Origin of the sequence: Variovorax palleresanus, assembly GCF_051144945.1 — a bacterium.
In the GTDB taxonomy this organism is placed as follows: domain Bacteria; phylum Pseudomonadota; class Gammaproteobacteria; order Burkholderiales; family Burkholderiaceae_C; genus Variovorax; species Variovorax paradoxus_S.
Genome location: NZ_JBJNVP010000002.1, coordinates 2,126,069 through 2,152,483 on the forward strand (window position 1 = coordinate 2,126,069; position 26,415 = coordinate 2,152,483).

34 protein-coding genes and 1 pseudogene are annotated in these 26,415 nt (G+C 65.8%); 12 read left to right on the plus strand and 23 right to left on the minus strand.

Annotated features, from left to right (window positions below; translation table 11 throughout):
* Positions 1-25 precede the first annotated feature (25 nt).
* The 7 genes from atpG to ACJ7Z0_RS13860 form a co-directional block, all read right to left on the minus strand.
* Positions 26-901, minus strand: a complete 876-nt coding sequence (atpG, locus tag ACJ7Z0_RS13830) for a F0F1 ATP synthase subunit gamma (protein WP_055807999.1) — start codon at positions 899-901, stop codon at positions 26-28.
* A 21-nt stretch (positions 902-922) separates the two neighbouring features.
* Complete coding sequence (gene atpA / locus ACJ7Z0_RS13835; protein ID WP_055807998.1) at positions 923-2,476, minus strand: F0F1 ATP synthase subunit alpha; 1,554 nt, start codon at positions 2,474-2,476, stop codon at positions 923-925.
* 48 nt (positions 2,477-2,524) lie between these two features.
* Positions 2,525-3,055, minus strand: a complete 531-nt coding sequence (locus tag ACJ7Z0_RS13840) for a F0F1 ATP synthase subunit delta (protein WP_055807996.1) — start codon at positions 3,053-3,055, stop codon at positions 2,525-2,527.
* Positions 3,056-3,063: 8 nt separating this feature from the next.
* Complete coding sequence (locus ACJ7Z0_RS13845; RefSeq protein WP_055807994.1) at positions 3,064-3,534, minus strand: F0F1 ATP synthase subunit B; 471 nt, start codon at positions 3,532-3,534, stop codon at positions 3,064-3,066.
* Positions 3,535-3,611: 77 nt separating this feature from the next.
* The gene (gene atpE, locus ACJ7Z0_RS13850) at positions 3,612-3,875 is read right to left on the minus strand and encodes a F0F1 ATP synthase subunit C (protein WP_007830191.1); all 264 of its coding nucleotides are present in this window, start codon (positions 3,873-3,875) and stop codon (positions 3,612-3,614) included.
* Between the two features lie 60 nt (positions 3,876-3,935).
* Positions 3,936-4,805, minus strand: coding sequence for a F0F1 ATP synthase subunit A (gene atpB / locus ACJ7Z0_RS13855; protein WP_093017239.1), 870 nt, complete (start codon positions 4,803-4,805; stop codon positions 3,936-3,938).
* Positions 4,806-4,809: 4 nt separating this feature from the next.
* The gene (locus tag ACJ7Z0_RS13860; protein WP_434790307.1) at positions 4,810-5,295 is read right to left on the minus strand and encodes an ATP synthase subunit I; all 486 of its coding nucleotides are present in this window, start codon (positions 5,293-5,295) and stop codon (positions 4,810-4,812) included.
* A gap of 157 nt (positions 5,296-5,452) precedes the next feature.
* Between ACJ7Z0_RS13860 and ACJ7Z0_RS13865 the strand changes: the two genes are divergently transcribed.
* The 9 genes and pseudogenes from ACJ7Z0_RS13865 to ACJ7Z0_RS13905 all read left to right on the plus strand — a co-directional run bounded on the left by ACJ7Z0_RS13865 (position 5,453) and on the right by ACJ7Z0_RS13905 (position 13,196).
* Positions 5,453-6,346, plus strand: a complete 894-nt coding sequence (locus ACJ7Z0_RS13865) for a D-amino acid aminotransferase (protein ID WP_434790308.1) — start codon at positions 5,453-5,455, stop codon at positions 6,344-6,346.
* Positions 6,343-6,651, plus strand: coding sequence for a YbeD family protein (locus ACJ7Z0_RS13870; protein ID WP_434790309.1), 309 nt, complete (start codon positions 6,343-6,345; stop codon positions 6,649-6,651). The genes ACJ7Z0_RS13865 and ACJ7Z0_RS13870 overlap by 4 nt, the downstream gene beginning before the upstream one ends.
* A gap of 10 nt (positions 6,652-6,661) precedes the next feature.
* A complete protein-coding gene (gene lipB, locus ACJ7Z0_RS13875; protein WP_434790310.1) occupies positions 6,662-7,363 on the plus strand; it encodes a lipoyl(octanoyl) transferase LipB in 702 nt (233 codons plus the stop codon).
* A gap of 6 nt (positions 7,364-7,369) precedes the next feature.
* Entirely contained in the window at positions 7,370-8,350 is a 981-nt protein-coding gene (gene lipA / locus ACJ7Z0_RS13880; protein ID WP_434790311.1) for a lipoyl synthase, read from the plus strand.
* A 130-nt stretch (positions 8,351-8,480) separates the two neighbouring features.
* Positions 8,481-10,013, plus strand: a complete 1,533-nt coding sequence (locus tag ACJ7Z0_RS13885) for a class I adenylate-forming enzyme family protein (protein ID WP_434792662.1) — start codon at positions 8,481-8,483, stop codon at positions 10,011-10,013.
* Positions 9,994-11,124, plus strand: a complete 1,131-nt coding sequence (locus ACJ7Z0_RS13890; RefSeq protein ID WP_434790312.1) for an SLC13 family permease — start codon at positions 9,994-9,996, stop codon at positions 11,122-11,124. The genes ACJ7Z0_RS13885 and ACJ7Z0_RS13890 overlap by 20 nt, the downstream gene beginning before the upstream one ends.
* A 37-nt stretch (positions 11,125-11,161) precedes the next feature.
* Positions 11,162-11,873: pseudogene (locus ACJ7Z0_RS13895) on the plus strand (AraC family transcriptional regulator).
* 70 nt (positions 11,874-11,943) lie between these two features.
* Positions 11,944-12,795, plus strand: a complete 852-nt coding sequence (locus tag ACJ7Z0_RS13900; RefSeq protein ID WP_434790313.1) for a DMT family transporter — start codon at positions 11,944-11,946, stop codon at positions 12,793-12,795.
* Positions 12,796-12,872: 77 nt separating this feature from the next.
* The gene (locus ACJ7Z0_RS13905; RefSeq protein WP_431126906.1) at positions 12,873-13,196 is read left to right on the plus strand and encodes a hypothetical protein; all 324 of its coding nucleotides are present in this window, start codon (positions 12,873-12,875) and stop codon (positions 13,194-13,196) included.
* Between the two features lie 7 nt (positions 13,197-13,203).
* Here the strand turns inward: ACJ7Z0_RS13905 and ACJ7Z0_RS13910 are convergent, their stop codons facing one another.
* The 10 genes from ACJ7Z0_RS13910 to ACJ7Z0_RS13955 all read right to left on the minus strand — a co-directional run bounded on the left by ACJ7Z0_RS13910 (position 13,204) and on the right by ACJ7Z0_RS13955 (position 21,330).
* Positions 13,204-14,247, minus strand: coding sequence for an NADP-dependent oxidoreductase (locus ACJ7Z0_RS13910; RefSeq protein ID WP_434790314.1), 1,044 nt, complete (start codon positions 14,245-14,247; stop codon positions 13,204-13,206).
* Between the two features lie 104 nt (positions 14,248-14,351).
* Positions 14,352-15,704 carry a HAMP domain-containing sensor histidine kinase gene (locus ACJ7Z0_RS13915; RefSeq protein WP_434790315.1) on the minus strand — a complete coding sequence of 451 codons (1,353 nt, stop codon included), beginning with the start codon at positions 15,702-15,704 and terminating at the stop codon, positions 14,352-14,354.
* 38 nt (positions 15,705-15,742) lie between these two features.
* Positions 15,743-16,444 carry a response regulator transcription factor gene (locus tag ACJ7Z0_RS13920; protein WP_175543260.1) on the minus strand — a complete coding sequence of 234 codons (702 nt, stop codon included), beginning with the start codon at positions 16,442-16,444 and terminating at the stop codon, positions 15,743-15,745.
* 112 nt (positions 16,445-16,556) lie between these two features.
* Positions 16,557-16,937 carry a DUF4260 domain-containing protein gene (locus tag ACJ7Z0_RS13925; protein WP_434790316.1) on the minus strand — a complete coding sequence of 127 codons (381 nt, stop codon included), beginning with the start codon at positions 16,935-16,937 and terminating at the stop codon, positions 16,557-16,559.
* A gap of 112 nt (positions 16,938-17,049) precedes the next feature.
* Positions 17,050-17,517, minus strand: a complete 468-nt coding sequence (locus tag ACJ7Z0_RS13930) for a Spy/CpxP family protein refolding chaperone (protein WP_431126898.1) — start codon at positions 17,515-17,517, stop codon at positions 17,050-17,052.
* 43 nt (positions 17,518-17,560) lie between these two features.
* Positions 17,561-17,935 (minus strand): DUF4148 domain-containing protein, encoded by a 375-nt coding sequence (locus ACJ7Z0_RS13935; protein WP_434790317.1) that lies wholly within the window; start codon positions 17,933-17,935, stop codon positions 17,561-17,563.
* Between the two features lie 140 nt (positions 17,936-18,075).
* A complete protein-coding gene (gene ptsP, locus ACJ7Z0_RS13940; RefSeq protein WP_434790318.1) occupies positions 18,076-19,869 on the minus strand; it encodes a phosphoenolpyruvate--protein phosphotransferase in 1,794 nt (597 codons plus the stop codon).
* Positions 19,866-20,135: an HPr family phosphocarrier protein gene (locus ACJ7Z0_RS13945; protein WP_434790319.1), complete on the minus strand. Its 270-nt coding sequence runs from the start codon at positions 20,133-20,135 to the stop codon at positions 19,866-19,868. Before ACJ7Z0_RS13945 ends, ptsP begins: the two co-directional genes overlap by 4 nt.
* Positions 20,104-20,559: a PTS sugar transporter subunit IIA gene (locus ACJ7Z0_RS13950; RefSeq protein WP_055807946.1), complete on the minus strand. Its 456-nt coding sequence runs from the start codon at positions 20,557-20,559 to the stop codon at positions 20,104-20,106. Before ACJ7Z0_RS13950 ends, ACJ7Z0_RS13945 begins: the two co-directional genes overlap by 32 nt.
* Positions 20,560-20,784: 225 nt before the next feature.
* Positions 20,785-21,330: a hypothetical protein gene (locus tag ACJ7Z0_RS13955; protein WP_434790320.1), complete on the minus strand. Its 546-nt coding sequence runs from the start codon at positions 21,328-21,330 to the stop codon at positions 20,785-20,787.
* Positions 21,331-21,420: 90 nt separating this feature from the next.
* Between ACJ7Z0_RS13955 and ACJ7Z0_RS13960 the strand changes: the two genes are divergently transcribed.
* Positions 21,421-21,918 carry a TlpA disulfide reductase family protein gene (locus ACJ7Z0_RS13960; protein WP_093017283.1) on the plus strand — a complete coding sequence of 166 codons (498 nt, stop codon included), beginning with the start codon at positions 21,421-21,423 and terminating at the stop codon, positions 21,916-21,918.
* 45 nt (positions 21,919-21,963) lie between these two features.
* On the opposite strand, the gene ACJ7Z0_RS13965 is transcribed toward ACJ7Z0_RS13960, so the two are convergent.
* Positions 21,964-22,410, minus strand: coding sequence for a c-type cytochrome (locus tag ACJ7Z0_RS13965; RefSeq protein WP_434790321.1), 447 nt, complete (start codon positions 22,408-22,410; stop codon positions 21,964-21,966).
* Between the two features lie 155 nt (positions 22,411-22,565).
* On the opposite strand from ACJ7Z0_RS13965, the gene ACJ7Z0_RS13970 reads away from it, so the two are divergent.
* Together ACJ7Z0_RS13970 and ACJ7Z0_RS13975 are read left to right on the plus strand one after the other, a co-directional pair.
* Positions 22,566-23,285 carry a cytochrome b/b6 domain-containing protein gene (locus ACJ7Z0_RS13970; RefSeq protein ID WP_434790322.1) on the plus strand — a complete coding sequence of 240 codons (720 nt, stop codon included), beginning with the start codon at positions 22,566-22,568 and terminating at the stop codon, positions 23,283-23,285.
* Positions 23,282-23,869, plus strand: a complete 588-nt coding sequence (locus ACJ7Z0_RS13975) for a GNAT family N-acetyltransferase (RefSeq protein WP_434790323.1) — start codon at positions 23,282-23,284, stop codon at positions 23,867-23,869. The genes ACJ7Z0_RS13970 and ACJ7Z0_RS13975 overlap by 4 nt, the downstream gene beginning before the upstream one ends.
* A gap of 22 nt (positions 23,870-23,891) precedes the next feature.
* Here the strand turns inward: ACJ7Z0_RS13975 and ACJ7Z0_RS13980 are convergent, their stop codons facing one another.
* From ACJ7Z0_RS13980 to rpsC, 5 genes are all read right to left on the minus strand, one after another.
* Positions 23,892-24,398, minus strand: a complete 507-nt coding sequence (locus tag ACJ7Z0_RS13980) for a peroxiredoxin (protein ID WP_021012787.1) — start codon at positions 24,396-24,398, stop codon at positions 23,892-23,894.
* A 94-nt stretch (positions 24,399-24,492) separates the two neighbouring features.
* Entirely contained in the window at positions 24,493-24,762 is a 270-nt protein-coding gene (gene rpsQ, locus ACJ7Z0_RS13985; protein WP_015867662.1) for a 30S ribosomal protein S17, read from the minus strand.
* 9 nt (positions 24,763-24,771) lie between these two features.
* On the minus strand, positions 24,772-24,981 hold the full coding sequence (gene rpmC / locus ACJ7Z0_RS13990; RefSeq protein WP_041946241.1) for a 50S ribosomal protein L29: 210 nt from the start codon (positions 24,979-24,981) through the stop codon (positions 24,772-24,774).
* A 55-nt stretch (positions 24,982-25,036) separates the two neighbouring features.
* The gene (rplP, locus tag ACJ7Z0_RS13995; RefSeq protein ID WP_015867664.1) at positions 25,037-25,453 is read right to left on the minus strand and encodes a 50S ribosomal protein L16; all 417 of its coding nucleotides are present in this window, start codon (positions 25,451-25,453) and stop codon (positions 25,037-25,039) included.
* Positions 25,454-25,481: 28 nt separating this feature from the next.
* Positions 25,482-26,408 carry a 30S ribosomal protein S3 gene (gene rpsC / locus ACJ7Z0_RS14000; protein WP_434790324.1) on the minus strand — a complete coding sequence of 309 codons (927 nt, stop codon included), beginning with the start codon at positions 26,406-26,408 and terminating at the stop codon, positions 25,482-25,484.
* Between the last annotated feature and the right edge of the window lie 7 nt (positions 26,409-26,415).

The following is a 26,415-nucleotide window of genomic DNA, read 5'->3' on the forward strand; positions in this document are numbered from 1 at the left end:
CAATGTGGCCCGGTACATTGCCTCATCAAACACCGGCGGCCGCAGCGGCGCCGGACACGATTTCCGAAAGTTCCTTGGTGATGCCTGCCTGGCGGGTCTTGTTGTAGACCAGCTTGAGCTCGTTGATCACGTTGCCCGCGTTGTCCGTTGCCGCCTTCATGGCCACCATGCGGGCGGAGTGCTCGGACGCCATGTTCTCGGCCACGGCCTGGTAGACCAGCGACTCCACATAGCGCACCAGCAGCTCGTCGATCACGCTCTGCGCATCGGGCTCGTAGATGTAGTCCCACGAATGCTGGCCCGCCTCGACTTGCAGCGAGTCTGCGGCCAGCGGCAGCAGCTGCTCGACGAGCGGCTCCTGCTTGATCGTGTTGATGAACTTGGTGTAGCACAGGTACACGGCCGACAGCTTTCCCTCGGCATAGGCGTCGAGCAGCGTCTTGACCGGCCCGATGAGCTTGTCCAGGTGAGGCGTGTCGCCCAAGTGGGTGACATGGGCCACCACGCGCGCACCGATGCGGTTCAGGAAGCCCAGGCCCTTGCTGCCGATGGCCACCGAGTCGATGGCGATGCCCGCGCTCTGCGCTTCCCGCAGCTTTGCCGTGACGGCGCGCAGCAGGTTGGTGTTCAAGCCACCGCACAGTCCCTTGTCGCTCGTGACGATGATGAAGCCGATGGCCTTGGCATCGTTCTTCTTCATGAACGCGTGGGTGTACTCGGGATTCGCCTTGCCCAGGTTGGCCGCAATGTTGCGAATTTTCTCGCTGTAGGGGCGGGCGGCACGCATGCGCTCTTGCGCCTTGCGCATCTTGGAAACCGAGACCATTTCCATGGCCTTGGTGATCTTCTTGGTGTTTTCCACCGATTTGATCTTGCCGCGGATTTCCTTACCAGCTGCCATGAGTGCTCCTTGTCCGGCCGATCAGGCGAACGACTTCTTGAACGACGTGATGGCGGCGGTCAGCTCGGCTTCGGCGTCCTTGTCGAGCGCCTTGGCCTTTTCGATCTTGTCGAGCAGCGCAGCATGGCTGGACTTCAGGAACTGGTGCAGGCCGTGTTCGAACGGCAGCACCTTCTTGATGTCGAGGTCGTCCATGAAACCCTTGTTCACCGCGAACAGCGTGGCGCCCATCAGCGAGATGGGCAGCGGGCTGTACTGGGCCTGCTTCAGCAGTTCGGTCACGCGGGCACCGCGGTCGAGCTGCTTGCGGGTGGCTTCGTCCAGGTCGGAAGCGAACTGCGCGAACGCAGCCAGTTCACGGTACTGGGCGAGGTCGGTACGGATACCGCCCGACAGGCCCTTGATGACCTTGGTCTGGGCCGACGAACCCACGCGCGACACCGAGATACCGGCGTTGATGGCGGGACGGATACCGGCGTTGAACAGGTTGGTTTCCAGGAAGATCTGGCCGTCGGTGATCGAGATCACGTTGGTCGGAACGAAGGCGGACACGTCGCCGGCCTGCGTTTCGATGATTGGCAGCGCGGTGAGCGAACCGGTCTTGCCCTTGACGGCCCCCTTGGTGAAGGCTTCGACGTAGTCGGCGTTCACGCGGGCTGCGCGTTCGAGCAGGCGGCTGTGGAGATAGAACACGTCGCCGGGGTAGGCTTCGCGGCCTGGCGGGCGGCGCAGCAGCAGCGAGACCTGGCGGTAGGCCACGGCTTGCTTGGAGAGGTCGTCATAGACGATGAGCGCGTCTTCGCCGCGGTCGCGGAAGTATTCGCCCATGGTGCAGCCCGAGTAGGCCGACACGTATTGCATGGCTGCCGATTCGGAAGCCGATGCGGCCACCACGATGGTGTAGTCCATCGCGCCGGCTTGCTCCAGTGCACGCACCACGTTCTTGATCGACGAAGCCTTCTGGCCGATCGCGACGTAGACGCAGGTCATGTTCTGACCCTTCTGGTTGATGATCGCGTCGATCGCCACGGCGGTCTTGCCGGTCTGGCGGTCGCCGATGATCAGCTCGCGCTGGCCACGGCCGATCGGCACCATCGAGTCGATGGACTTGAGGCCGGTCTGCATCGGCTGGTCGACGGACTTCCGTGCGATCACGCCCGGAGCGACCTTTTCGATCACGTCGGTCATCTTGGCGTTGATCGGACCCTTGCCGTCGATCGGCTGGCCCAGGGCGTTCACCACGCGGCCGATGAGCTCGGGGCCGACGGGCACTTCCAGGATGCGGCCCGTGCACTTGACGGTGTCGCCTTCGGAGATGTGCTCGTACTCGCCCAGAATCACGGCGCCGACCGAGTCGCGCTCGAGGTTCAGCGCCAGGCCGAACGACGGCGTGCCGTCTGCCGTGGGCGGGAACTCGAGCATTTCGCCCTGCATTGCATCGGACAGGCCGTGCACGCGCACGATGCCGTCGGTCACCGAAACGACGGTGCCCTCGTTGCGGATGTTGGCGCTGACCCCAAGGCCCTCGATGCGGCTCTTGATCAGTTCGGAAATTTCTGCGGGATTGAGTTGCATGACTCTTTCCTTCTTTCTTTGAGGCTACAAGTAGAGGGCTGAAGACCGTCAGGCCGCCAGCGCAACTTTCATTTGTTCAAGGCGCGCTTTGACGGAGGTGTCGAGCACCTCGTCGCCGACCACCACACGAATGCCGCCGATCAGTTCCGGCTCCTGCTGGACCGTGACCTGCAGCTTGCGGCCGAAACGCTTTTCGAGCGCGACGGCCACATTGGCCAGAACCGCGGCATCGATGGGAAAGGCGCTGTAGACCACGGCGTCGGACGAGCCGCTCTTCGCGTTGGCCAGTGCCCGGAACTGCTTCGCAATTTCCGGCAGCACCGAGAAACGGCCGTTGTCCAGGAGCGCGCCCAGGAAGTTCTGGGCGTGGGCGGTCAGCGGTGCACCGAAGGCGCCGGCGACCACACCGAGAACCTGCTCGGCCGTGGCCTTGGGGTTGTCGGCGAACTGCTGTAGCTCCGGGCTGGCCGCGATGGCGGCCACCTTGTCGAGCCATGCGCTGGTTCCGGCGACGTCGGACGACGACGCCTTGAAAAGCGCCTCGGCGTAGGGACGTGCAATGGTGGCGAGTTCTGCCATGGCTTCTATCAGAGTTCGGTCTGCAGACGGGCGAGCAAATCGGCGTGGACGCCTGCATTCACTTCCTTGCGCAGAATCTGCTCTGCGCCCTTGACGGCCAGTGCGGCAACCTGCTCGCGCAGTGCTTCGCGCGCCTTCAGTGCCTGCTGGTCGGCTTCGACGCGTGCAGCAGCAACGATCTTGTTGCCTTCTTCGGTCGCGCGGGCCTTGGCCTCTTCAACGATGGCCTGGGCGCGACGTTCGGCGTCGGCAAGACGTTGCGCGGACTCATTGCGTGCCTGGCCCAGTTCGGCTTCCACGCGCTTGTTGGCGGCGGACAACTCGGACTTGGCCATGTCGGCTGCAGCGAGGCCTTCGGCGATCTTCGCAGCGCGGTCGTCCAGCGCTTTCGCGATCGGCGGCCACACGAACTTCATCGTGAACCCGACCAGGATCAGGAACACGATCATCTGAACGATCAGGGTACCGGTAATGCTCACTTTTCACCCTCTCTTTGGGATTGAATGCGAAGCCATTCCACGGAGGGGAACGACGTCACGGGTCCGACGAGAAAGACTTACTTCGGCAGGTTGGCGATCTGAGCCAGGAACGGGTTGGCCGTTGCGAACCACAGCGCGATACCGGTGCCGATAATGAAAGCAGCGTCGATCAGACCAGCCAGCAGGAACATCTTGGTTTGAAGTTCACCCATGAGTTCGGGCTGACGTGCGGCCGACTCGAGGTACTTGCTGCCCATGATGCCGATGCCGATACATGCGCCCACAGCGCCCAGACCGATGATCAGGCCGGCGGCCAGTGCAACAAAGCTAATAACTTCCATGATGACTCCTAGAGGACTTTGGTTGAAGAGAAAACAAAAAACTAAAACGAAACCGAACGATCAGTGGTGATCGTGAGCCTGGCCGATGTAGACCAGCGCCAGCATCATGAACACGAAGGCTTGCAGCGTGATGATCAGGATGTGGAAGATGGCCCAGGCCGTGCCCGCGATGATGTGGCCGATGGCCAGGCCGATGCCGGTGGCCGACAGCGTGAAGGCACCGCCCATCAGGGCGATCAGCAGGAAGATCAGTTCGCCGGCGTACATGTTGCCGAACAGACGCATGCCGTGCGAGACGGTCTTGGCGACGAACTCGATCATCTGCATGGCGAAATTGAACGGGTACAGCGCCCAGTGGTTGCCGAACGGCGCGGTGAAGAGCTCGTGCACCCAGCCGCCGAGGCCCTTGATCTTGATGTTGTAGAACAGGCAGACCAGCAGCACGGCAACCGACATGCCCATCGTCACCGAGAGGTCGGCCGTGGGCACGACGCGCAGGTAGGCGTGATGCGGGTCTTCACCGGCGATGCCGAAGATCTTGGCCCAGATTGCCGGGAACAAATCGACCGGGAACAGGTCCATTGCGTTCAGCAGGAAGATCCACACGAAGATGGTGAGCGCCAGCGGAGCGACGAACTTGCGGCTGGTGGCGTTGTGCACGATGCCCTTGGCCTGCTGGTCGACCATTTCGACCAGGAGCTCGACGGCCGCTTGAAAACGCCCCGGAACGCCCGAAGTAGCCTTGCGGGCCGCGAGCCAGAGCAGCCAGCAACCCAGCATGCCCAACGCGATCGAGAAAAAGAGCGAGTCGAAATTGAATACCGAAAAGTCCGCAACACCTCCAGGCTTGGAGCTTTGCAGGTGCGTCAAGTGGTGAATGATGTATTCACCCGCGGTCTGACCATGTTCCGCAGCGTTTTCAGCAGCCATTCAGTTACTCGTCTCTATGTTGCCGGCGCCGGGGCGAAAACATCACCGCCAACCAGGCCGCCTTCATTGTCACCACCAAACCGACCAGCATTGCAGGCCAGCTCAGCGCCGTAATCAGCATTGGCGCCGCGAACAACATCGCAAGCGACAAGGCCATCTTGACCATTTCCCACAGGAAGAACCCAACCACCGCAGTGCCCGGATTCAGGGAAGAAAACCGGCCGGTCAACCCCCGTGCGAACACCGCAGCAGGAATGACCACCGCGATCGCACCGTAAGCGGCGGACCAACCCAGATTTTGCCTCCCCGTCAGTCCCCAGGCGGCCAAAGCCACCAGCAGACCAACAACCAACTGCCCCGCGATGACCCACCAAAGGGAAATCGAGGGATGCCTTGCACGCAGTTCACGCGCCTCATCGGCGGTCAACGGCTTGTATTCCGTGTCGAGGTCTTCAGCGACCCTTTCATCTTTTTGGGCGATTGTTTTCATTTCGAATGAAGCCCGGATGACGACCCAGAATTTCTACAAAGCCATTGATTATAAGTAAAAACCCAGCCCGTCCGGCCACTTGAACTGTCGCCGTTGCAAATCGAGGCTTCGTCAGCTGACGAGAACCCGACTTGGCGCACGCAACCATAATTCCTTCATGCACCCTCTCACTGCCGCTCTCCCCACCACGCTCTGCTATCTCGACGGCGAATACACCGCCGTCAAGGATGCCAAGGTCAGCGTGCTCGATCGTGGCTTCATTTTCGGCGACGGCGTCTACGAAGTCGTTCCCGCCTATGGTGGCCAGCCTTTCTGCTTCGAAGAACACATGGCGCGGCTCGATCGTTCGCTGGCCGAGTTGCAGATTGTCGATCCGCTCACGCTCGCCGAGTGGCGCGACATCGTGATGCGCCTGATCGCCCCGGGCGGCGATGCACCGCAAGCCGTCTACTTCCAGGTCACCCGCGGCGTTGCGCCGCGCGACCATGCGATGGTCAAGGGCCTCAAGCCCACCGTCTTCGTGATGGTGAACCCGCTGCCACCGGTGTCCGATGCGGTGCGCGCCAAGGGCGTGACCTGCGTGACTGCAGACGACTTCCGCTGGCAGAAGGCCCACATCAAGAGCACCAGCCTGCTGGGCGCCGTGCTCTCCCGGCAGATCAGTGTCGAGGCCGGCGCGGCAGAGACCGTCATGTTCCGCGGCGACTGGCTCAGCGAGGCTTCGTCGAGCAACGTATGGATCGTGAAGGACGGCGTGCTGATCGGCCCACCCAAGGACAACCTGGTGCTCACCGGCATCCGCTATGGCCTGCTCGAACGCCTGTGCCGGGAAGGCGGCATTCCCTTTGCGCTGCGTCGCGTGTCGCGCGATGAAGTGTTCGGTGCCGACGAACTGATCCTGTCTTCGGCCAGCAAGGAAGTGCTGCCCGTCGTCGCGCTCGACGGCAAAGACATTGGGAATGGCCGGCCCGGCCCCATCTACAAGAGCTTGTATGCGGCCTACCAGGAGGCCAAGCAACGCAACGCTGAGAAGCAAGGAGCCCCGGCATGACCGAGAACACCACCGACGCAGTCACCACACCCATTCCCGATCCGCGCAAGGAATCGCTGATCGAATATCCCTCGCAGTTTCCGATCAAGGTCATGGGCGTCAAGGTCGACGGGCTCGTGCATGCGATCACCCAGATCGCAGAGCGCTTCGATCCGGCCTTCGACGCCACCACGGTCGAGTTGCGCGACAGCAAGGCGGGCAACTACCTGGGCGTGACCATCACCGTCACCGCCACCAGCCGCGAGCAGCTCGACGACCTCTACCGAGCGCTGTCGGCCCATCCGTCGGTCAAGGTCGTTCTCTAGGCTGGACCTGATGACGCTGGCAGAGCACCCGGCGGGCACCGCCCTCGCACTGCGCTGGCTGGGCCGCGTCGGCTATGCCGAGACCTTTGCGGCGATGAAGCAGTTCACGCTCGAGCGCCAGCCGGAAACGCCCGACATGCTATGGATGTGCGAGCACGCCCCCGTGTTCACGCAAGGCCTCGCAGGCAAGCAGGATCACATCCTGAACCCGGGCGACATTCCCGTGGTACAGACCGACCGCGGCGGCCAGGTCACCTTCCATGGGCCCGGCCAAGTGGTCGGCTATCCGTTGATCGACCTTCGGCGGGCGGGCTACTACGTGAAGGAATACGTCTACCGCATCGAGGAATCGGTGCTGCGCACGCTGGCCCACTTCGGCGTGACGGGGCACCGCGTGCCGGGCGCGCCTGGCATCTACGTGCGCCTGGACGACCCGTTCTCGCATGCGGCACTGACCGGCCCGCTGCCCGCCAGCGACCCGTTTCGGGGCCTCGGCAAGATCGCCGCGCTCGGCATCAAGGTGAGCCGCCATGCCACTTATCATGGAGTCGCGCTCAACGTCGACATGGACCTCGAACCCTTCTCGCGAATCAATCCGTGTGGTTATGCGGGGCTGCAAACGGTCGATCTTTCTACAATCGGCATTCAAACCACATGGGAAGACGCTGCCCGGGTCTTGAGCCAGAAGCTCACAACCTACCTGGCGCCTTAGCATCCAATGAGCTCTACCGAAGTCGTCCGGGACGCACAAAGCGCCGAAAACTACAACCCGCTGGCCAAGCAGAAGGCCGCGGCCAAGCTGTCGCGCATCCCCGTCAAGGTGGTTCAGGGCGAAGTGCTCAAGAAGCCCGAGTGGATTCGCGTGAAGGCCGGCAGCCCCACCACCCGCTTCTACGAGATCAAGCAGATCCTGCGCGAGAGCAACCTGCACACGGTCTGCGAAGAAGCCTCGTGCCCGAACATCGGCGAATGCTTCGGCAACGGCACGGCCACCTTCATGATCATGGGCGACAAGTGCACGCGCCGCTGCCCGTTCTGCGACGTGGGCCACGGCCGCCCTGATCCGCTCGACAAGGACGAGCCGCTGAACCTGGCCAAGACCATCGCCAAGCTGCGGCTGAAGTACGTGGTGATCACCAGCGTCGACCGCGACGACCTGCGCGACGGCGGCAGCCAGCATTTCGTCGATTGCATCCAGAACATCCGCGAGCTCTCGCCGATGACGCAGATCGAGATCCTGGTGCCCGACTTCCGCGGCCGCGACGACCGCGCGCTCGACATCCTGAAGGCCGCGCCGCCGGACGTGATGAACCACAACCTCGAGACCGCGCCGCGCCTTTACAAAGAAGCGCGCCCTGGCAGCGACTACCAGTTCAGCCTCAACCTGCTGAAGAAGTTCAAGGCGCTGCACCCCAATGTGCCGACCAAGAGCGGCATCATGGTGGGCCTGGGCGAAACCGACGAAGAGATCCTGCAGGTGATGCGCGACATGCGCGCGCACGACATCGAGATGCTGACCATCGGCCAGTACCTGTCGCCGTCGGGCTCGCACCTGCCGGTGCGCCGCTACGTGCACCCCGACACCTTCAAGATGTTCGAGGAAGAGGCCTACAAGATGGGCTTCAGCCACGCCGCGGTGGGCGCGATGGTGCGTTCGAGCTATCACGCGGACCAGCAGGCGCACGCCGCCGGCGTGTAAGGCGGCAGTCGGCGGCAAGGCGGGTGGGCCGTCGCATGTAGCTCACCCGGTCCGAGGCTTCTTCGCTATCCTGCCGGCTGGCCAAGACGAAGGATCGATTTTGCAAACGCACCCTGCCATCCAAGCCGCGATGGAACGCGAGTTCGGCGCCATTGCCGATCTGGTTCGCCTCCATGCGCAACACACGCCCGACCATGCCGCGCTCGCGGACGCCCATCGCACGCTGACCTACGGCGCTCTCGACGCGCTGATGGACCGTATCGCGGCCAGCCTGCAGCGCGAAGGGCTCAAGCCCGGCGATGCGATCGCGGTGTGCGCGTCTTCTTCGGTGAACTATGCGGCGGTGTTCCTGGGTGCCTTGCGCGCGGGCGTCGCGGTCGCGCCGCTCGCGCCCGGCTCCACCACCGCCAGCCTGGCGCGCATGATCGAGGATGCCGATGCGCGCATCCTCTTCACCGACGCTTCGGCGGCCGAGGTCGTCGGCGCCCCGAAGGAAGGCGGCATTCCGCGCGTGGCGCTCGACGGTTCCGCTGCCGGGCAGAGTCTCGAGAGTTGGCTGGCCCCCGTGGGTGCACGGCCGAGCGCGGTCGAAACGCAACCTTCCTGGCCCTTCAACATCATCTATTCCTCCGGCACCACCGGCGAGCCAAAAGGCATTGTGCAGGGCCATGGCATGCGCTGGGCCCACGTGCAGCGTGGCGCCAAATACGGGTACGGCGCGGACACGGTCACGCTGCTGTCGACACCGCTTTACTCCAACACCACGCTGGTGGTTTTCTTCCCGACCATCGCCTTCGGTGGCTGCGTGGTGCTGATGCCGAAGTTCGATGCGCTCGGCTACCTGCAACTGGCCGAGCAGCACCGCGTGACGCACACGATGCTGGTGCCCGTGCAGTACCAGCGCCTGATGGCGCATCCGCGCTTCGACGCACACGACCTTGCGTCGTTCCGCTTCAAGTTCAGCACCAGCGCGCCCTTCAATGCCGCGCTCAAGGCCAATGTGCTCGAGCGCTGGCCCGGCGGGCTGATCGAGTTCTACGGCATGACCGAAGGCGGCGGCACCTGCATTCTCGAAGCCCACCTGCATCCCGACAAGCTGCACACGGTGGGGAGCCCGGCCGAGGGCAGCGACATCCGGCTGATCGACGAGGACGACCACGAGATTCCGCGCGGCGACACCGAACGGGCCGGCGAGGTGGTGGGCCATTCGGCCGGCATGATGACCGGCTACCACCGCCAGCCCGCCAAGACGCGCGAGGCCGAATGGTTCGACGCGAGCGGCAAGCGCTTCATCCGCACCGGCGACGTCGGGCGCTTCGATGCCGACGGCTTCCTGACGCTGTTCGACCGCAAGAAGGACATGATCATCAGCGGCGGCTTCAACATCTACCCGAGCGACCTCGAGACGGTGCTGCGAGGCCATGCCGCCGTGGCCGACGTCGCGGTGGTCGGCGTGCCGTCGGAGCAATGGGGCGAGACGCCGGTGGCTTTCGTGGTGCGCCGTGAAGGCGACGGCACCACCGAAGAAGCGCTGCTGCAATGGGCCAACGCCCAGCTCGGCAAGACGCAGCGCCTGGCGCGCCTGCGCTTCATCGACGAACTGCCGCGCAGCGCCATCGGCAAGGTGCTCAAGCGCGAACTGCGTGAACTCGTCGGCCACTGAAGCGCGGGCAGCGGCGCCGTCCGAGCACGGCGGCGGCAACGGCCTGCTGTGGCTGCTGGCCGCCGTGGCGGTCTTGTTCGCCTTCCTGCGCCCGCGTGCGCCCATGGACTGGCTGAAGCTGGTCGATTGGCAGACCGTGGGCGCGCTTGCGGGCCTGCTCGCCATCACCCAGGGCGTGGAAAAGAGCGGCATGCTGCAGGCCGCCGCCCAGCGCCTGCTCGCGCGCACGCACAGCCAGCGCAGCCTGGCGCTGCTGCTCACTGCCAGTGCCGCATTGCTCTCCGCGCTGGTGACCAACGACGTGAGCCTCTTCCTGCTGGTGCCGCTGACGCGCGTGCTTGCCAACCAGGCGCACCTGCCGCTCGCGCGGCTCGTGGTGCTCGAGGCGCTGGCCGTCAATGCGGGTTCGGCGCTCACGCCCATCGGCAACCCGCAGAACCTCTACCTGTGGCACCGCTCCGGCGAGAGCTTCGTCGCCTTCATGGGAATGATGCTGCCGACCGTGGCCGTGATGCTGTTCTGGCTCTTCGCGGCGGTCTGGCTGCTGGTGCCGCGCACGCCCATCGCGCTCAAGCCCGAAGCCGAGGCCACGCCGGTGCAGCCGCGCCTGCTGGCATTGGCGGGGGTCCTGTTCGTCGGCTTCGTGATCGCGCTGGACCGGCATTGGCTGCTGGCAGGCCTGGGCGTGGTGTTCGCCGTTTTCCTGGTGTCGTATCCGCGCGTGCTGCGCGGCATCGACTGGGCCCTGCTCGCGATCATCGCGTTGATGTTCGTGGATCTGCGGCAGCTGGCCGAGCTGCCCGCCGTCGTGGCGCTGATGAACCATTGGCCCATCACCGACGGATGGCGCGCCTACCTGGCCGCCATCGTCACCTCGCAATTCATCAGCAACGTGCCGGCCGCGATCCTGCTCGACGGCCATGTGCGCGACCTGCCGGCACTGGCGGCGGGAGTGAGCGTGGGCGGCTTCGGGTGCGTGCTGGGCTCGCTGGCCAACCTGATCGCATTGCGGCTTGCCAGATTGCCGCACGGCCTGCGCGAGTTTCACCGCATCAGCATTCCCTTCCTGCTGGTGTGCGCGGCTTCCGCGTTGCTGCTGCGGCTGGGATGACAGCCGCGGAGCACGGAACGACAATTCGATCCTGCCCATGCGAACCCCAGCCATGCTCCCGCGCGCCGAACTGCACAGCCTTTCGCTGCGCGACTACGGCGCTTCGCGCGGCAGCCACGCGCATGACCACTTCCAGGTGCTGATCGGCCTGGCCGGTGTGCTCGAACTCGAAGTGGAAGGCCGCGGTGCGCACGTTGGCGCCGGTGAGGCGCAGGTGGTGGTGCCCGGCGACCGGCATGACTTCGAATCGCGCAGCGGCAGCCGGTGCCTCGTGCTCGACACCACCCACCCGGCATGGGCGCGCTGCGCCGAGCGCGCCCGCAAATGCGTCGCGGCTGCAGGCCCTGGCGCAGTACCTCGCGCAGTGCGCGCAGCACCCGGACGCTTTCGTGTCGACGCTGCAGCATGGCCCCGCGCTGTTGCTCGAAGCCTGGGGTGCCGCCGCGCCGGCCCCTGCGCGAAGCCGGCGAATCGACTGGACCGCGCTCGCCGCCTGGGCCCGGGCGCGCTGGCACGAGCCGCTGGGCGTTGCCGATCTCGCAGCCGTGGCGTGCCTGAGCCCCAGCCAGTTCGCTCAGCGCTGCCGCGATGAGCAGGGCGTGAGCGCCATGCACTGGCTGCGCATGCTGCGGCTCGCGCATGCCCGCGAACTGCGCCTGGCCGGCATGGGCGTCGCGGAAACGGCGCGCCGCACCGGCTACCGTTCGCCCTCGGCGCTCACGGCGGCATTGCGCAGGCTCGGCAGCTGAACGGCAACATCGTCGTCACGCGACGATTCACCGGCGTTGCGCGACGACGGCGCCGCTTAAGCTCGGTGCAATGTCGCCCACGCTTCTTGCCCTTGCCGCCATCGCGCTGTGGGCCACGCTCGCCTCGCTCGGCACCGCGCTTTCGCACCTGCCGCCGTTCCTGCTGACGGGCCTCGCGCTGATCATCGGCAGCATTCCGAGCTGGCCGCTCGTCTTGCGCGACCGCAGCGCCTGGAGCGTGCCGCCGCGCACGCTGGCGCTGGGCATCTACGGCCTGTTCGGCTTTCACTTTCTGCTGTTCATCGCGCTGCGGCATGCCCCGCCCGTGGAAGCCAACCTGGTCAACTACCTGTGGCCTCTCTTCATGGTGGTGCTGGCGCCGGCGCTGCTGCCGGGCGTGTCGCTGCGGCCGTTGCATCTGGTTGCCGCCACGCTGGGCTTCGCGGGCGCGGCGATCGCGATCCTCGGTGCGCGCGAGGGCTCCGTGTCCATTCCTGGCGCCACGGCCGGGTACTGGGGCTTCCTGCCGGCGCTGGGCTCGGCGTTCATCTGGGCCAGCTATTCGCTCTGGACAAAGCGCGTGGCGGCGTTCCCGACCTCCGCAATCGGCCTGTTCGGCCTGGTCTCGGGCATGTTGTCGCTCGTCTGCCATGCACTGCTCGAGACCCCGGCAATGCTCTCTGCGAAAGACTGGCTGCTGGTCGCACTGTGCGGCCTCGGTCCGCTCGGCGCGGCTTTCTTCGTCTGGGACATGGCGCTCAAGCGCGGGGATGCGCGGCAGATCGGCATCCTGAGCTACGTCACGCCGCTGGGCTCCACCGCGCTGCTGCTGGCCGTGACCGGGCGCCCGCTCACCTGGAGCATCGGTCTGGCGGCGGCGCTGATCATCTCGGCCGCCGTGATGGGCACACGCGCCCGCTGAATACGCCCGTGTCCGACGACACCGGTGCATGGTTTGTGGCTAGAGTGGAGGCTTCGGAAAAAAAGGAGCCATCACCCATGGATAAGAAGAACAAGAACGATGAATTCGAGATCACCCCCAAGCTGGTGTTCGACCTGAACCTGGCGCTGTACCTCGACCTGGTGGCGGCACTCGAAAGCGCGGGCGCCGTCAGCTACCGCCAGATGGCGGCCCGGGTGCTCAACATCAGCATGGACGCCCGCGCCGACGGCGACGTGGGCCTGTCGACGGCGCTCGAAGGCGTTGCCAAGGGCTTTGCCGGCCACGGCGACGGCCTGTCGATCGAAACGCTGAAGGCCGCCCACGGCCTGCGCGAGGACGACGCGATGGGCGACATTCCAATGCGCCCCAGCGAGCCCTGAGCCGGCGTCAGTCTTCGGCCACCTGCAGGATCAGCTTGCCGAAATTCTCCCCCGCGAACAGCTTGTTGAGCGACTCGGGGAAGGTATCGAGGCCCTTCACCACGTCTTCCTTGCTCTTCATCTGCCCGTCCTTCAGGTAGCCGGCCATCTCGGCGATGGCGATGTGGTACCGGTCGGCGTAGTCGAACACCACGATGCCTTCCATGCGCGCCCGGTTCACCAGCAGGCTCAGGTAGTTCTTCGGACCGGCGCCCGGCATGCTGTTGGCGTTGTTGTACTGGCTGATGGCGCCGCAGATGATCACGCGGGCCTTGCGTGCGAGCCGCGCCAGCACCGCGTCGAGAATCTCTCCACCGACGTTGTCGAAGTAGATGTCCACGCCCTTCGGGCAGTGGGTCTTGAGGCCGTCGCGCACCGCCGCGGCGCCGGCCTTGTAGTCGATGCAGGCGTCGAAGCCCAGCTCTTTCACCACCCAGTCGCACTTGGCGGCGCCGCCCGCGATGCCGACCACGCGGCAGCCCTTGATCCTGGCGAGCTGGCCCACGGTCTGCCCCACCGCGCCGGCCGCGCCCGAGATGACGACGGTTTCGCCCGGCTTGGGCTGGCCCACGTCCATCAGGCCGAAGTAGCCGGTCATGCCCGGCATGCCGAGCACGTTGAGCCACTGGTTGATGGTGCCGACCCTGAGGTCGATTTTCACGAGGCCGTTGCGCTTGATCTGGTCTTGCGGAATCAGTATGTATTCCTGCACGCCGAGCATGCCGTAGACAGTAGCGCCGACCGCGAACTCGGGGTTCTTCGAAGCAATCACGCGGCCAATGCCGCCTGCACGCATGACTTCGTCGATCGCCACCGGTGCGATGTAGCTCTTCGCATCGTTGAGCCAGCCGCGCATGGCCGGATCGAGCGAGAGCGAAAGCGTCTTGACCAGCACCCCGCCCTCGGCCGGTTCGCCGACGGGCTCGGTGGTGAAGCGCCAGTTCTCGCGGGTGGCCGTGCCCTCTGGGCGCTTGGCGAGGCGGACCTGGTGGTTGGTGAGTGAGCTGCTCATGGTGTCTCCTTGATTGACGGGCGCTGGCACGGACGCGCATCGTAGCCCCGCATTGCGCGTCGACTGGTAGCGCAGGTGACAGCGCAAGACACCGTGAGCGAACCCTACATGCGCACGACGATCTGCAGGCCGGGATGCGCGTTGCGCACCACGAATGTCCCGCCGTGCGCCTCGGCGATCAGCCGGCACAGGTACATGCCGAGCCCCACGCCGCCGGTGGCACGCGCGCGCGCGCCGTCGGTGCGGTAGAAGGGCTCGGTCAGCCGCTCGAGCTGGGCTTCGTCGACGCCGGGGCCATGGTCCCGCACCTCGAGTTCGACACCCTGGACCTTGCCGTCCACCACCGCGCGCAGCGACACGCACGGCGGCCGCGGCGCGTCGGTGCTGTAGCGCAAGGCGTTGTCCAGCAGGTTGCGCACCAGAAGGCGAAAACGCATGCGGTCGATCGAGTGCGCCGGCAGGCCTTCCGCCAGGTCGAGATGCACGTTCTGCGCGCCCGGCATCTCGGCGACGATTTCGCGCACCAGCACGGCCAGGTCCACCGGTTCGCGCTGCAGCGCCGCATGCGGGCTTGCGAGGCGTTCGCTTTCCAGCAGGTCGCTGATCAGGTCGCGCATCTCGTTCAGGTCGCGCAGCAGCGCTTCGCGCTCGGCCGCGCCCTCGGGCGTGGCCGGCAGCAGCTCGGCATTGAGCCGGGCCCGGGTGAGCGGCGAACGCAGTTCGTGGCTCAACGCCAGCAGCAGGCCGCGCTTGGCATCGAGCATGGCCTGGATGTCGTCGGCCATGGTGTTGATGTGTCCCGCAAGGTCGCCGAGGTCGTCGTTCTGGCGGATTGGAATGGGCTGCGTGAACTCGCCGCGGCCGAAGCGCTGGGCGCCTTCGCGAATGTCGATCAGCGGCCGCAGCAGGCGGCTCACATAGACATAGCCCAGCACCATGAGCAGCAGCAGCGCGCAGAGCGTGGCCCAGCCCGCCGCGCGCGGTGCAAGCTGCCAGAGCTTGGGCGCCCAGCCGAAGATGACGCGGTGGCCGTCGGCCGTTGGACGGATGAACCACTTGTCGTTCAGCGGCTCCTCGTCGAGGTGGTGCATCCAGCCGCCGCGGCCGTTGAAGCCCGCGGGATTGGAGTCCCAGTTGACCTTGGGGCCCACGATGCGGATCGTGATCGGCAGCCGGCTCACCAGCGCCTGCGCGCGCGCGATGTCGGGCGGGGTGCCGATCTCGGCGACGAGCCGGTCGGCATAGTCCACCAGCATCGGCTTTGCGGCCTCGGCCCAGCCGGTAGAGAAGGACTTCTTCATGCCGCCCATGAACACCACTGCCATCACCAGCGCCAGCAGCAGGAACATCATCACGAGCCGGATGCGCAGCGAACGGCGCCAGCGGCGCTTGCCCTGCACCTTCTCGTGCCATTGTTCATGCCATTGCTTGTGCAGCTCCGCACGCCGGCAGCTCATGTCTCGCCACGCCTTGCGCCAACCTCTCCTCGAAGATCTCATGCGGACTCGCTGCGCGCGACGGCCAGCGCGTAGCCGGCATTGCGCAGCGTCTTGATGCAGTCCAGCGGCTCGAGCTTCTTGCGCAGGCGGCTCACCACGATGTCGACCGCGCGGGTGTAGAGCTCGGCTTCATGGCCGCGCAGGCGGTTCAGGATGTCGTCGCGGCTGAAGACCTTGCCGGGCTCGGCCGCCAGCAGCGCGAGCAGCTCGAACTCGGTGCCGGTGAGTTCCACGCGCTCGCCGTGGCGCAGCACCTGGCGCCGGTCGAGATCGATCGACAAGCCGTCGAACACGCGGTGCTGCGCACTGTTGCCGTTGGCCGCCGCGGCGGGCGCGCTGCGCTGGCGCCGCAGGATGGTCTGCACGCGCGCCACCAGTTCACGCGGCTCGAAGGGCTTGGGCACGTAGTCGTCGGCGCCGAGCTCCAGGCCGACCACGCGGTCCATCACCTCGCCGCGCGCGGTGAGCATCACGATCGGAATGTCGCTTTCCTTGCGGATCTCGCGGCACAGCGCAAAGCCGTCCATCTCGGGCAGCATCACGTCGAGGATCGCGGCGTCGTACTGGCCGGCACGCAGCTTGGCGAGCCCTTCGCTCGGACGCACGGCGCTTTCGAGCGTGCAGCCAAAGCGTGCGAAGTAGGTGGTCAGCGGCGCGGCGAGATGTTCGTCGTCGTCGATCAGCAGGATGCGCGGCATGGCGGGATTGTGCCTCCTGGCGAACAATTGGCTGACGACTAGGCCCGCCGGCATTGCACCGCCATTGTCATTTCGATAGCCGGCCACCGCGGCGCGCTGCATTGTGCGACCTTCACCACGGATCGGCCCGCCCGATGCGGCCGAGGTGCGTGGCGCCGAAGCCGGCTGCGTACTTGAGGCCGTAGCCCAGCGCCCGGTCGAGGCCGATGTGCGCGCACCAGATCAAGCCGCCAGCCACCGCCCATGGCATCGCGGCGAGCACGCCGAGCACCAGTAGCGCAACGGCGCCGGCGTACGAGTGCGCCGCGTTGTAGAGCGCCGCGCCCACGCGCGGGCCCGCGAGGTAGCCGAGCATCGAGAGGTCGGGCACGAGCAGCCACAGCGCGAACACGCCCCAGCCGGCGCCGAACTGCGCATAGGCCGCCAGCGCCGCGCCCAGCACGACCACCCCTTCGAGCCGCAGCAGCGTGCGCACGCCACCCGTCGCTGCCACTGCCTGGTCGTGGGATACCGCGGAACCGGCTTCGCCGGGCCGCAGGTATCGCCCCCTTGCAGGGGGTTGGCGAAGCGACACGAAGTGCGCGAAGACTGGGGGTGAGCCAAGCCTAGCCACGATGGCCCCAGCGGCGTCCGCCGCGGTCCATGAAGTCGCGCACCTTCTGCTGCTGCGCGGCATTCAGGCTGTCGAAGAAATCGGCGGCGGCCGCGATGATTTCGGGACTGCCGTTGCGCACGGCCGTGGTCTTCTCGTCGACGAGCCGCGCGGCGCCCGCCTGGTCGAGCTTGTTGCCTGCGAACAGTGCCTTGAACTGCGAACGCGGATCGCCCGCGCCGCCCGCGCCACGCATCGCTTCACGCTGGGCCTGCAGCTTCTCGGCCAGCGCGGTGAGTTTCTGCTTTTGCAGAGTGTCGAGTTCGAGCTTGCTGCCGACTCGCTCGACCATCTTGGTGCGGAACTCGGCAGGGTCGCCGCCGCCCCAGCCATGCCGATGGCCGGCGCAGCCGGCAATGCTGCCCGCCACCACCGCGAGGCCTGCGAAACCGAAGAGAGTGCGTTTGATCCAGTGTTTCATGATGTTCCTTGCGGCCCGGGGTCGTGTGCGGCGGGCGTGAGTCTTAGAGCTTGCTGCTGCTGTTGCCGGCGGCTGCGGCACGTGCATCGACCGGGTTCTGCAGCGTCGAGATCACCTTGCTGTTCACTCGCGAACCCGAGGTCACGTTCTGGTCGGGTGCGGCGGCGGTGCGCATGGCTTCGTAGACGACGCCCGCGCGGTCTCTCGACACGGCCATGGTCTCGGCGCCGCGCGAGCCGCGCACCACGTTCTGGTCCGGCGCGGTGGCCGTGCGGACGGCTTCGGCGTTGACTTCGGCGCGGCTCATCGCCGATGCGAGCGGCTGGACGCCTTCGTAGGATTCAGCCTTGGCACCGGCCGCGGCCAGCAGGGCGAAGGAGCCGACGGTGACGATCTGGGTGAGGGAGAGAGATTTCATGAATCAGGCCTTTCTGTCGTTGAAGAGGAGACCTGATGGTGCTTGCCGCGAGGCGACAAGTCCTTTCACCGCAGTTTCGGCGTGTTTCGTTTTATGTCGATTCGCCCTGCTTTTGAGCGAATTGAGTGCGGAAGACCTAACTATCCCGCCAGGGCGGCGGCGGGATCGTCCGATTCGAGCACGCTCTTGGCCCAGGCTTCGAGCTTGCCGGTGTCGGCGCGCAGCACTTCCTGCTTGACGGCGAGGATGCGCGAGGGATGCATCGAGAAGCTGCGCAGCCCCAGGCCGAGCAAGAGGCGCGTGAAGGCCACGTCGCCCGCCATTTCGCCGCACACGGCCACGCCCTTGCCCTGGCGGCGGCATTCGGCGATGGTGTCGGCCACGAGCTTCAGCACCGCCGGGTGGGCGGGGTCGTACAGGTGGGCCACCGCTTCGTCGGCACGATCGATGGCCAGCGTGTACTGGATCAGGTCGTTGGTGCCGATCGACAGGAAGTCGAAGTACTTCAGGAAGGTCTTGAGCGTGAGCGCCGCGGCGGGAATCTCGATCATCGCGCCGAGCTTCACGTTGCCGTAGACAGCTCCGCGGCCGTCGAGCTCCGTGCGTGCGAAGTCGATCAGCGAGAGCGTCTGGCGGATCTCGCTGGCGTGCGCGAGCATCGGAATCAGCAGGTGGATTTCGCCATGAGCCGCCGCACGCAAGATGGCGCGCAATTGGGTGAGGAACATGGCCGGATCGGCCAGGCTCCAGCGAATGGCGCGCAGGCCCAGAGCGGGGTTCAGGTGCTCCTGCTTGCTGGCCGCCTTGCCGTCGATGGGCTTGTCGGCGCCCACGTCGATGGTGCGGATGGTGACCGGCATGCCCTGCATGCCCTCGACCGCGCGCTTGTAGGCCTGGTACTGCTCTTCCTCGTCGGGCAGGCGGGTCTGTCGCTGCGACTCGCGGCCCATGAAAAGGAACTCGCTGCGAAACAGCCCGACGCCCACGGCGCCGGCCTTGACGGCGCCGACGGTGTCTTCGGGCATCTCGATGTTGGCGAGCAGCTCGACGCGCTGGCCGTCGAGCGTCACCGCGGGCTTGTGGCGCAGGCGCGCAAGCCGGCCGCGCTCGAGATCGCCCTGGCGCTGCTTGAAACCGTATTCGGCCAGGATGATGGGCGAGGGATCGACGATCACCACGCCGGCATCGCCGTCGATGATGACCCAGTCGTCCTGGCGCACCAGCTGGCTCGCGGTGCGCGCGCCCACCACGGCGGGAATGTCCATGCTGCGCGCGACGATGGCGGTGTGCGAGGTGCGCCCGCCCACGTCGGTCACGAAGCCGGCGAACACGCTCTTCTTGAACTGGAGCATGTCGGCCGGCGAAAGATCGTGCGCAATCAGCACCAGCGGCGCGTCGATGCCGTCGCCCGCGGTGGGGTCGTCGTCGTCGTCGGAGGTGGGGCGCTTGCGGCGCGGCGGGCTGGGAGCGAGCACCGCGGCCGTGCCCTGCATGCGGTGCAGCAGCCGCTCGACCACCTGTTCGAGGTCGGCCTTGCGCTCGCGCAGGTATTCGTCCTCCATCTCGTCGAACTGGCGCGCGATGATTTCGAGCTGCGTGGTCAGCGCCCATTCGGCGTTGTAGAGGCGCTCGGTGATCCAGTGCTTCACGCCGCCGGTGAGCGCCTCGTCCTGCAGCAGCATCTGGTGCACTTCGAGCAGCGCCGCGAGTTCGTGCGGCGCATCGTTGGGGCCCATCAGCGCCACGTTCGTCTGCAGCTTGGCGAGCTCGTCGGCCACCGCGTTGCGCGCCGTGCGCACCCGGTCGATTTCGGTGTCGACCTCCTCGGGCTTGATGAAGTAGTGGGCCACGTCGATGCGGCTGGACACCACCAGCACCGCGCGGCCAATGGCAATGCCACGGGCAACGGGGAGGCCGTGGACTGCGAAAGTCATTCGCCTTCGCCGAACTTGTCGTTCATCAACTGGATGATGGCGGCCATCGCCTCTTCCTCCTGCTCGCCGTTGGTCTCCAGCTCGACGGTCGAGCCGAGGCCCGCAGCCAGCATCATGACGCCCATGATGCTCTTGGCATTGATGCGGCGGTCGCCGCGCGAGAGCCACACCTCGCAAGGAAAGCTGCCTGCGATTTTGGTGAGCTTGGCCGATGCGCGTGCATGCAGGCCCAGCTTATTGCTGATGGTCACGGATTTCTTGATCACTGTGCTTTCTCTTCGCCTGATTCTGGGGTGCCGCCACGGCCACCTGCATGACACCGGCCGTGCCGCCCGCGATGGCGCGCTGCACCAGCGTTTCGAGCGGCTCGTGGCGGTAGGTGACCGCGCGCAGCAGCATTGGCAGGTTGACGCCCGCCACCAGCCGCGAGCGGACACCGTCCACCAGCTTCTGGGCCACGTTGCAGGGCGTTGCGCCGAACACGTCGGCCAGCACCAGCACCTGCGAGCGCGGCGCATTGAGCTGCTGCTCCAGGGTGATCCGGGCGGCGGCCAGGGTTTCTTCGGGTGAGACGTTGGGCAGCACGTCGAGTGCGACGACGGCCTGCTCGCAGTCGGGGAACACATGCAGCGCGCACCGCCGCAGCGCCTGCGCGAACGGTGAGTGGGCGATGATGAGGATGCTGTTCATGCGGGTCGGAGGACTACGCGCCGATTATGCGGGGGCGCCCAAAGGAAGTAGGTATACGACATAACGCAGCAGGCCAGCAAAACGGACAGGGCCGCGTGGAACGATCCCACGAGGTCGAGCAAAAAGCCATCGCCGCCAGCATCTCACAGCGGGGCCCGCTATCAAAACGAGAGCGCGCACGCGCATTCCGAACGGCGGGCCGCCGCTCCTGGGAAGTCACCGTGTTCACGGAAGGCGCAGGCCTTCGAAGAAAGTCTTCGCCGCCTCGGGGGACGAAGGCCGCCCGAGCACGGTGGCCTGGTAGAGCGCGACGCTGCCGTCTTTTTGGGATTGGGCGAACCAGAGCACCTGGACGGGCGCGGCGCCCTTTTGGGCTGGCTGCGCATCGAGCCGCACTGGCGCGGGGGCCGCGGTGGCGCGCTGCAATGCGGCGGGGCCTTCGGTCAGCTGCGCGCCGCCCAACTGATTGCGCGTGGCCGCGCGCCACGCGACGAGCCAGGCCTCGGCCTGCGCGGGGCTGCCGGCGGATGCATGGGCAACGGCGAAGGTTGCGCCCCCGGTCTCGCAGCCAGCCATGTCGACCTTCACCGATTCGGCACCGAACGGCAGGGCACGGTTGGCACGGTCTGGCTTGCAGGGCAGCAGGGCGACCAGGCCCGCGTCGGCAATCGGCACCTCGCGCCAGTTGAAGGTGGGGCTGCAGGCGGCCAGGGCGACGGCGGTGGTGGCGGCGAGCAGCAGAGGCCAGGAGCGGGAAGCGAACGACAGCATCGGAGGGCGATTATCGAGCCGCCCACGGCACGCCCCGGCACGTTCCGCCCGGCGGAACTAAAATCCCGACGCCCCTCTCTCTCAGTTGCCATGAAAAAATACATCGCCGTCGCCGCAGTCGCGCTTGCATTGGCCGCCGGCGTGGGCGTGTACCTGGGGTCGGGCGCCACAGCTGCGCCAGCGTCGACCTTCGTGCTGCTCGACGGAAGCAAGAAGAGCACGGACGACCTCAAGGGCAAGGTCACGTTGGTCAACTTCTGGGCCACGAGCTGCGTGACCTGCGTGGCCGAGATGCCGAAGGTCATCGCCACCTACGACAAGTACAAGTCGAAGGGCTACGACACGCTGGCGGTGGCCATGAGCTACGACCCGCCGAGCTACGTCGTCAACTTTGCCGAAACCCGCAAGCTGCCGTTCAAGGTGGCGATCGACAACACCGGCAGCGTGGCACAGGCCTGGGGTGACGTGAAGCTCACCCCCACCACTTACCTGGTCAACAAGAAGGGCGAGATCGTGAAGCGCTACGTGGGCGAGCCCGATTTCGCCGAACTCCACAAGCTGATCGAGAAATTGCTCGCCGAAGCGTGAACCAGAAGGCGCTCCACGGAGCGCCTTCTGTCTTTTTGCGACGGCTTACTGGTTGCGGAAGCTGTCGTGGCAGGCCTTGCAGCTCCCTGCGGTCGAGCCGAACTGGGCCTTGAGCGCGTCGATGTTGCCCGCCTTGGCCGCGACTACCAGCTTGCCGGTCTCGGCAATCATCTTGTCCTGGTGTTCCTTGAACTTCGCGGTTTCCTTCCAGACCTCGGGCTTGCTCTTGCCGCCTTCCGTGCCGGCAGCGAAACCGGCCCAGGGAAACTTGGCCACTTCGGCCACGATATCGGCGTTGGCGATAGCCGTGGCCGCGTCGTAAGGGATGCGGCCGTTGGCCATGGCACCGATACGGCTGAAATGCTGGCCCATCACGAACAGCGCGCTCTGGCGGTACTTGATGGCGTCCTCGGGCTTGGCGAACTGGGCTGCGGCCGGCAGGGAAATCGCGGCACATGCAGCGGCCAGGGCGAACGAAGCAAGTCGAATCATCGGGGGTCCTTGTAGGTAGTGGAGCACCGTCGAAAGCGGTGCCGCGCCGAGTGTAGAGGCACCGTTACAGCGCGCATAGCAACAACCCGAAGCATGGAGCCGCCGGACTTTGCTAATCTGCGCCTTCCGCAGTTTTTGCGCACCTTGCCTTCTCGATGACCGACTCTTCCGTGGCCTCCATGCCGGCCGCAGCGTCCGATCCCCCCGTCCGGGCACGCATCTGGGACCTGCCCACGCGGGTTTTTCACTGGGCGCTGAGCGCCGCAGTCGTCGGCCTGATCGCCACCGGCCTCGGCGGCGTGATGGAGTGGCACTTCCGCCTGGGCTACACGGTGCTCGCCTTGCTGCTGTTCCGCCTGTTCTGGGGCTTCGTGGGCGGGCGCTGGTCGCGTTTTGCCTCGTTCTTCTATGGCCCGGGCTCCGTCGTCGCGTATCTGCGCGGGCGGGCCCATCCCCATCATGTGATCGGCCATACGCCGCTGGGCGCCCTCTCGGTGTTCACCGTGCTTGCGGTGCTTGCGGTGCAGGTAGGCACAGGGCTGGTGGCGGACGACGAGGTCTCGGCCGCGGGGCCGCTGACGCGCTTCGTTTCGAGCGGCGTGGTGAGCCTTGCCACCGGCTGGCACAAATCGCAAGGCAAGACGCTCGTGATTGCGCTGGTGAGCCTGCACGTGCTGGCGGTGCTCTTCTACGTGCTGGTCAAGCGGCATCGCCTGGTGCGGCCCATGGTTTCGGGCGACAAGCTGATCGCCGCGACCGGTGCCGCAGGCCAGGTGGCGCCAAGCCGCGATGACGCCGTGTCGCGCGGGCTTGCGCTGGTGCTGTTCGCCGTGTGCGCAGGCGTGGCGTATTGGATTGCGTCGCTGCGCGTATGAGTTCCTCGGTTTCACGCCCGCTGCCACTGGCCGACACGCCGGCCGTCGTGCTTTTGACGCCCGACGAAGCTCACGAGATCGATGCAACGCGCGCGATCTTTCGCGACTACGCCGCTTCGCTGGGCATCGACCTGTGCTTCCAGAATTTCGACGAGGAAGTGGCCGGCCTGCCCGGCGACTACGCAGAGCCGCGCGGCGCCCTGCTCCTCGCGCTGGTCGATCCGGCCCATATCAAGGAGGCCACCGGACAACAGGCGCCGACCCTCCTGCGATCCGATGGAACGCTGGCGCACGTGGCGGGCTGCTGCGCCCTGCGCCCGCTCGACAATGCCGACTACGCCAATTGCGCGGAAATGAAGCGGCTGTACGTGCGGCCCGGCTTTCGCGGGCTCGGTGTCGGCCGGCAACTCGCCGAAGCCATCCTCGACGCCGCGCGCAGCGCGGGCTATGCCTGCGTGCTGCTCGACACGCTGGACGACATGGAATCGGCCCGCGCGCTCTACGAAGACCTGGGCTTCGCGGAAGTGCCGCCCTACTATCACAACCCGATTGCGGGCGCGCACTACCTCAAGGCGGAGCTTTAGCCGCCCCTTTGGCCGCCAGTCCTCAGCCGCGGGCTTGCGCCAGCAGCGTCTCTGCGTTGCTGACCTCGAACTTGCCCGGTGCCTCGACGTTGAGCGAGGCCACCTTGCCGTCCTTCACGAGCATCGAATAGCGATTGCTGCGCAGGCCCATGCCGCGGCCGGTCAGGTCGAGCGTGAGGCCGGTCGCCTTGGCGAAATCGGCGCTGCCGTCGGCCAGCATGCGCACCTTGGTGCCGGTCTTCTGGTCGCGCGCCCAGGCACCCATCACGAAAGCGTCGTTCACGCTCACGCACCAGATCTCGTCCACGCCGGCGGCCTTGAAGTCGTCGAAGTGCTGCACATAGCCGGGCACATGCTTGGCCGAGCAGGTCGGCGTGAAGGCGCCGGGCAGCGCGAACAGCGCAATGGTCTTGCCGGCCGTGGCCTTGCTCACGTCCACCGGGTTCGGGCCGATGCTGCAGCCTTCGCCCTCGACCTCGGAATACTCCTGCAGGGTTGCCGAAGGAAGGGTGTCGCCGACTTTGATCATCTGAATGCTCCTGAAAAAGAAAAACGGCCCACATTGTGGGCCGTTTCCGGATGGGTTGCCTTCACGAGGCTTCCCGAGGTCGATCAACCAGTGATCAGACCAGCACGGCCTTCTCGACCAGACGGGTCACGACCCAGTTCTTGGTCTTCGAGATCGGACGGCTTTCCGTGATTTCGATGGTGTCGCCCAGCTTGTACTCGCCCTTTTCGTCATGGGCGTGGTACTTGCTCGTCTTGGCCACGATCTTGCCGTAGAGCTCGTGCTTCACACGGCGCTCGACCAGCACGGTCACGGTCTTGGCACGCTTGTCGCTGACCACCTTGCCAATCAAGGTGCGCTTGAGGGATTTTTTAGCTTCCGTCATGTTCACTCCTTACTTGGCGGCTTGGGTTTCTTGCTGCTTCTGAGCAAGAATGGTCTTGGCGCGCGCGATGTCGCGACGCGTCACGCGCAGCGTCGAGGTGTTCGACAGCTGTTGCGTGGCTTTCTGCATGCGCAGGCCGAAATGGGCCTTTTGCAGTTCCTTGACTTCGGTTTGCAGCGCTGCGACGTCCTTCGTGCGCAGGGTTGCAGCCTTGGTCACCTTGGCCGGAGCCACGGTTTCTTTTTTCTTACGTGTTGCCATGGATGTTCTCCTCTCAGGCGCCGAGCTGGCGAGCGACGAACGTCGTGCGCAGCGGAAGCTTGGCGGCGGCCAGGCGGAACGCTTCGCGGGCGAGTTCTTCGGGCACGCCGACGATCTCGAACACGATCTTGCCAGGCTGGATTTCAGCGACGTAGTACTCGGGGTTGCCCTTACCGTTACCCATCCGCACTTCGGCGGGCTTGGTAGAGATCGGCTTGTCCGGGAACACGCGGATCCAGATACGGCCACCGCGCTTCACGTGACGCGAAATCGCGCGACGAGCGGCTTCGATCTGGCGCGCCGTGAGGCGGCCGCGGTCGGTGCATTTGAGACCGAAATCACCGAAGGCAACCGAGTTACCCCGGGTTGCGACGCCGGTGTTGCGGCCCTTTTGTTCCTTGCGGAACTTTCTGCGTGCAGGTTGCAGCATTTTTAATACTCCGTAGTTCTAAGACCGATCACTCGGTCTTGGCACCGTCAGCTGCTGCAGCTGGCGCGGCTTTGCGGACGCGCTTAACGGCGGGTTTCGAGTCTGCACCCGGAGCAGCGGGAGCTGCGCCAGTGGCTTCTGCGGGCTTGTCGCTGCCGTCGGCCGGGGCGGTGTTGCCACCGATCGGGCCACGGGCACCGGCGCGCGGGCCGGGACCACGACGGTCGCCACCCGGACGGTCGCCACCAGGGCGGCCATCACGGCGGGGACCACGCGGACGACGCTCATCGTCGGGACGCGGCGTTTCGACGGCCGGCAGGTCGTTACGACCCAGCGTGTCGCCCTTGTAGACCCAGACCTTGACGCCGATGACGCCGTAGGTGGTCTTGGCTTCCGAGGTGCCGTAGTCGATGTCGGCGCGCAGGGTGTGAAGCGGCACGCGACCTTCGCGATACCACTCGGTACGAGCGATTTCGATACCGTTCAGGCGGCCAGCCGACATGATCTTGATGCCTTGGGCACCCAGACGCATGGCGTTTTGCATGGCGCGCTTCATGGCGCGGCGGAACATGATCCGCTTTTCGAGCTGCTGCGTGATGCTGTCGGCGATCAGCTGGGCATCGATTTCAGGCTTGCGCACTTCTTCGATGTTCACTGCCACCGGCACGCCGAGCTGCTTGCCCAGTTCGCGCTTGAGGTTCTCGATGTCTTCGCCCTTCTTGCCGATCACGACGCCCGGACGAGCCGAGTAGATCGTGATGCGTGCGTTCTTGGCGGGACGCTCGATCATGACGCGCGACACCGAAGCGTTCTTCAGCTTCTTCTTCAGGTATTCGCGAACCTTGATGTCTTCGGCCAGCATGCCCGCGAAATCGCGGTCGCTTGCGTACCAGCGGCTGGACCAATTACGGGTAACCGCAAGGCGGAAGCCGGTCGGATGGATTTTCTGTCCCATATTTCTT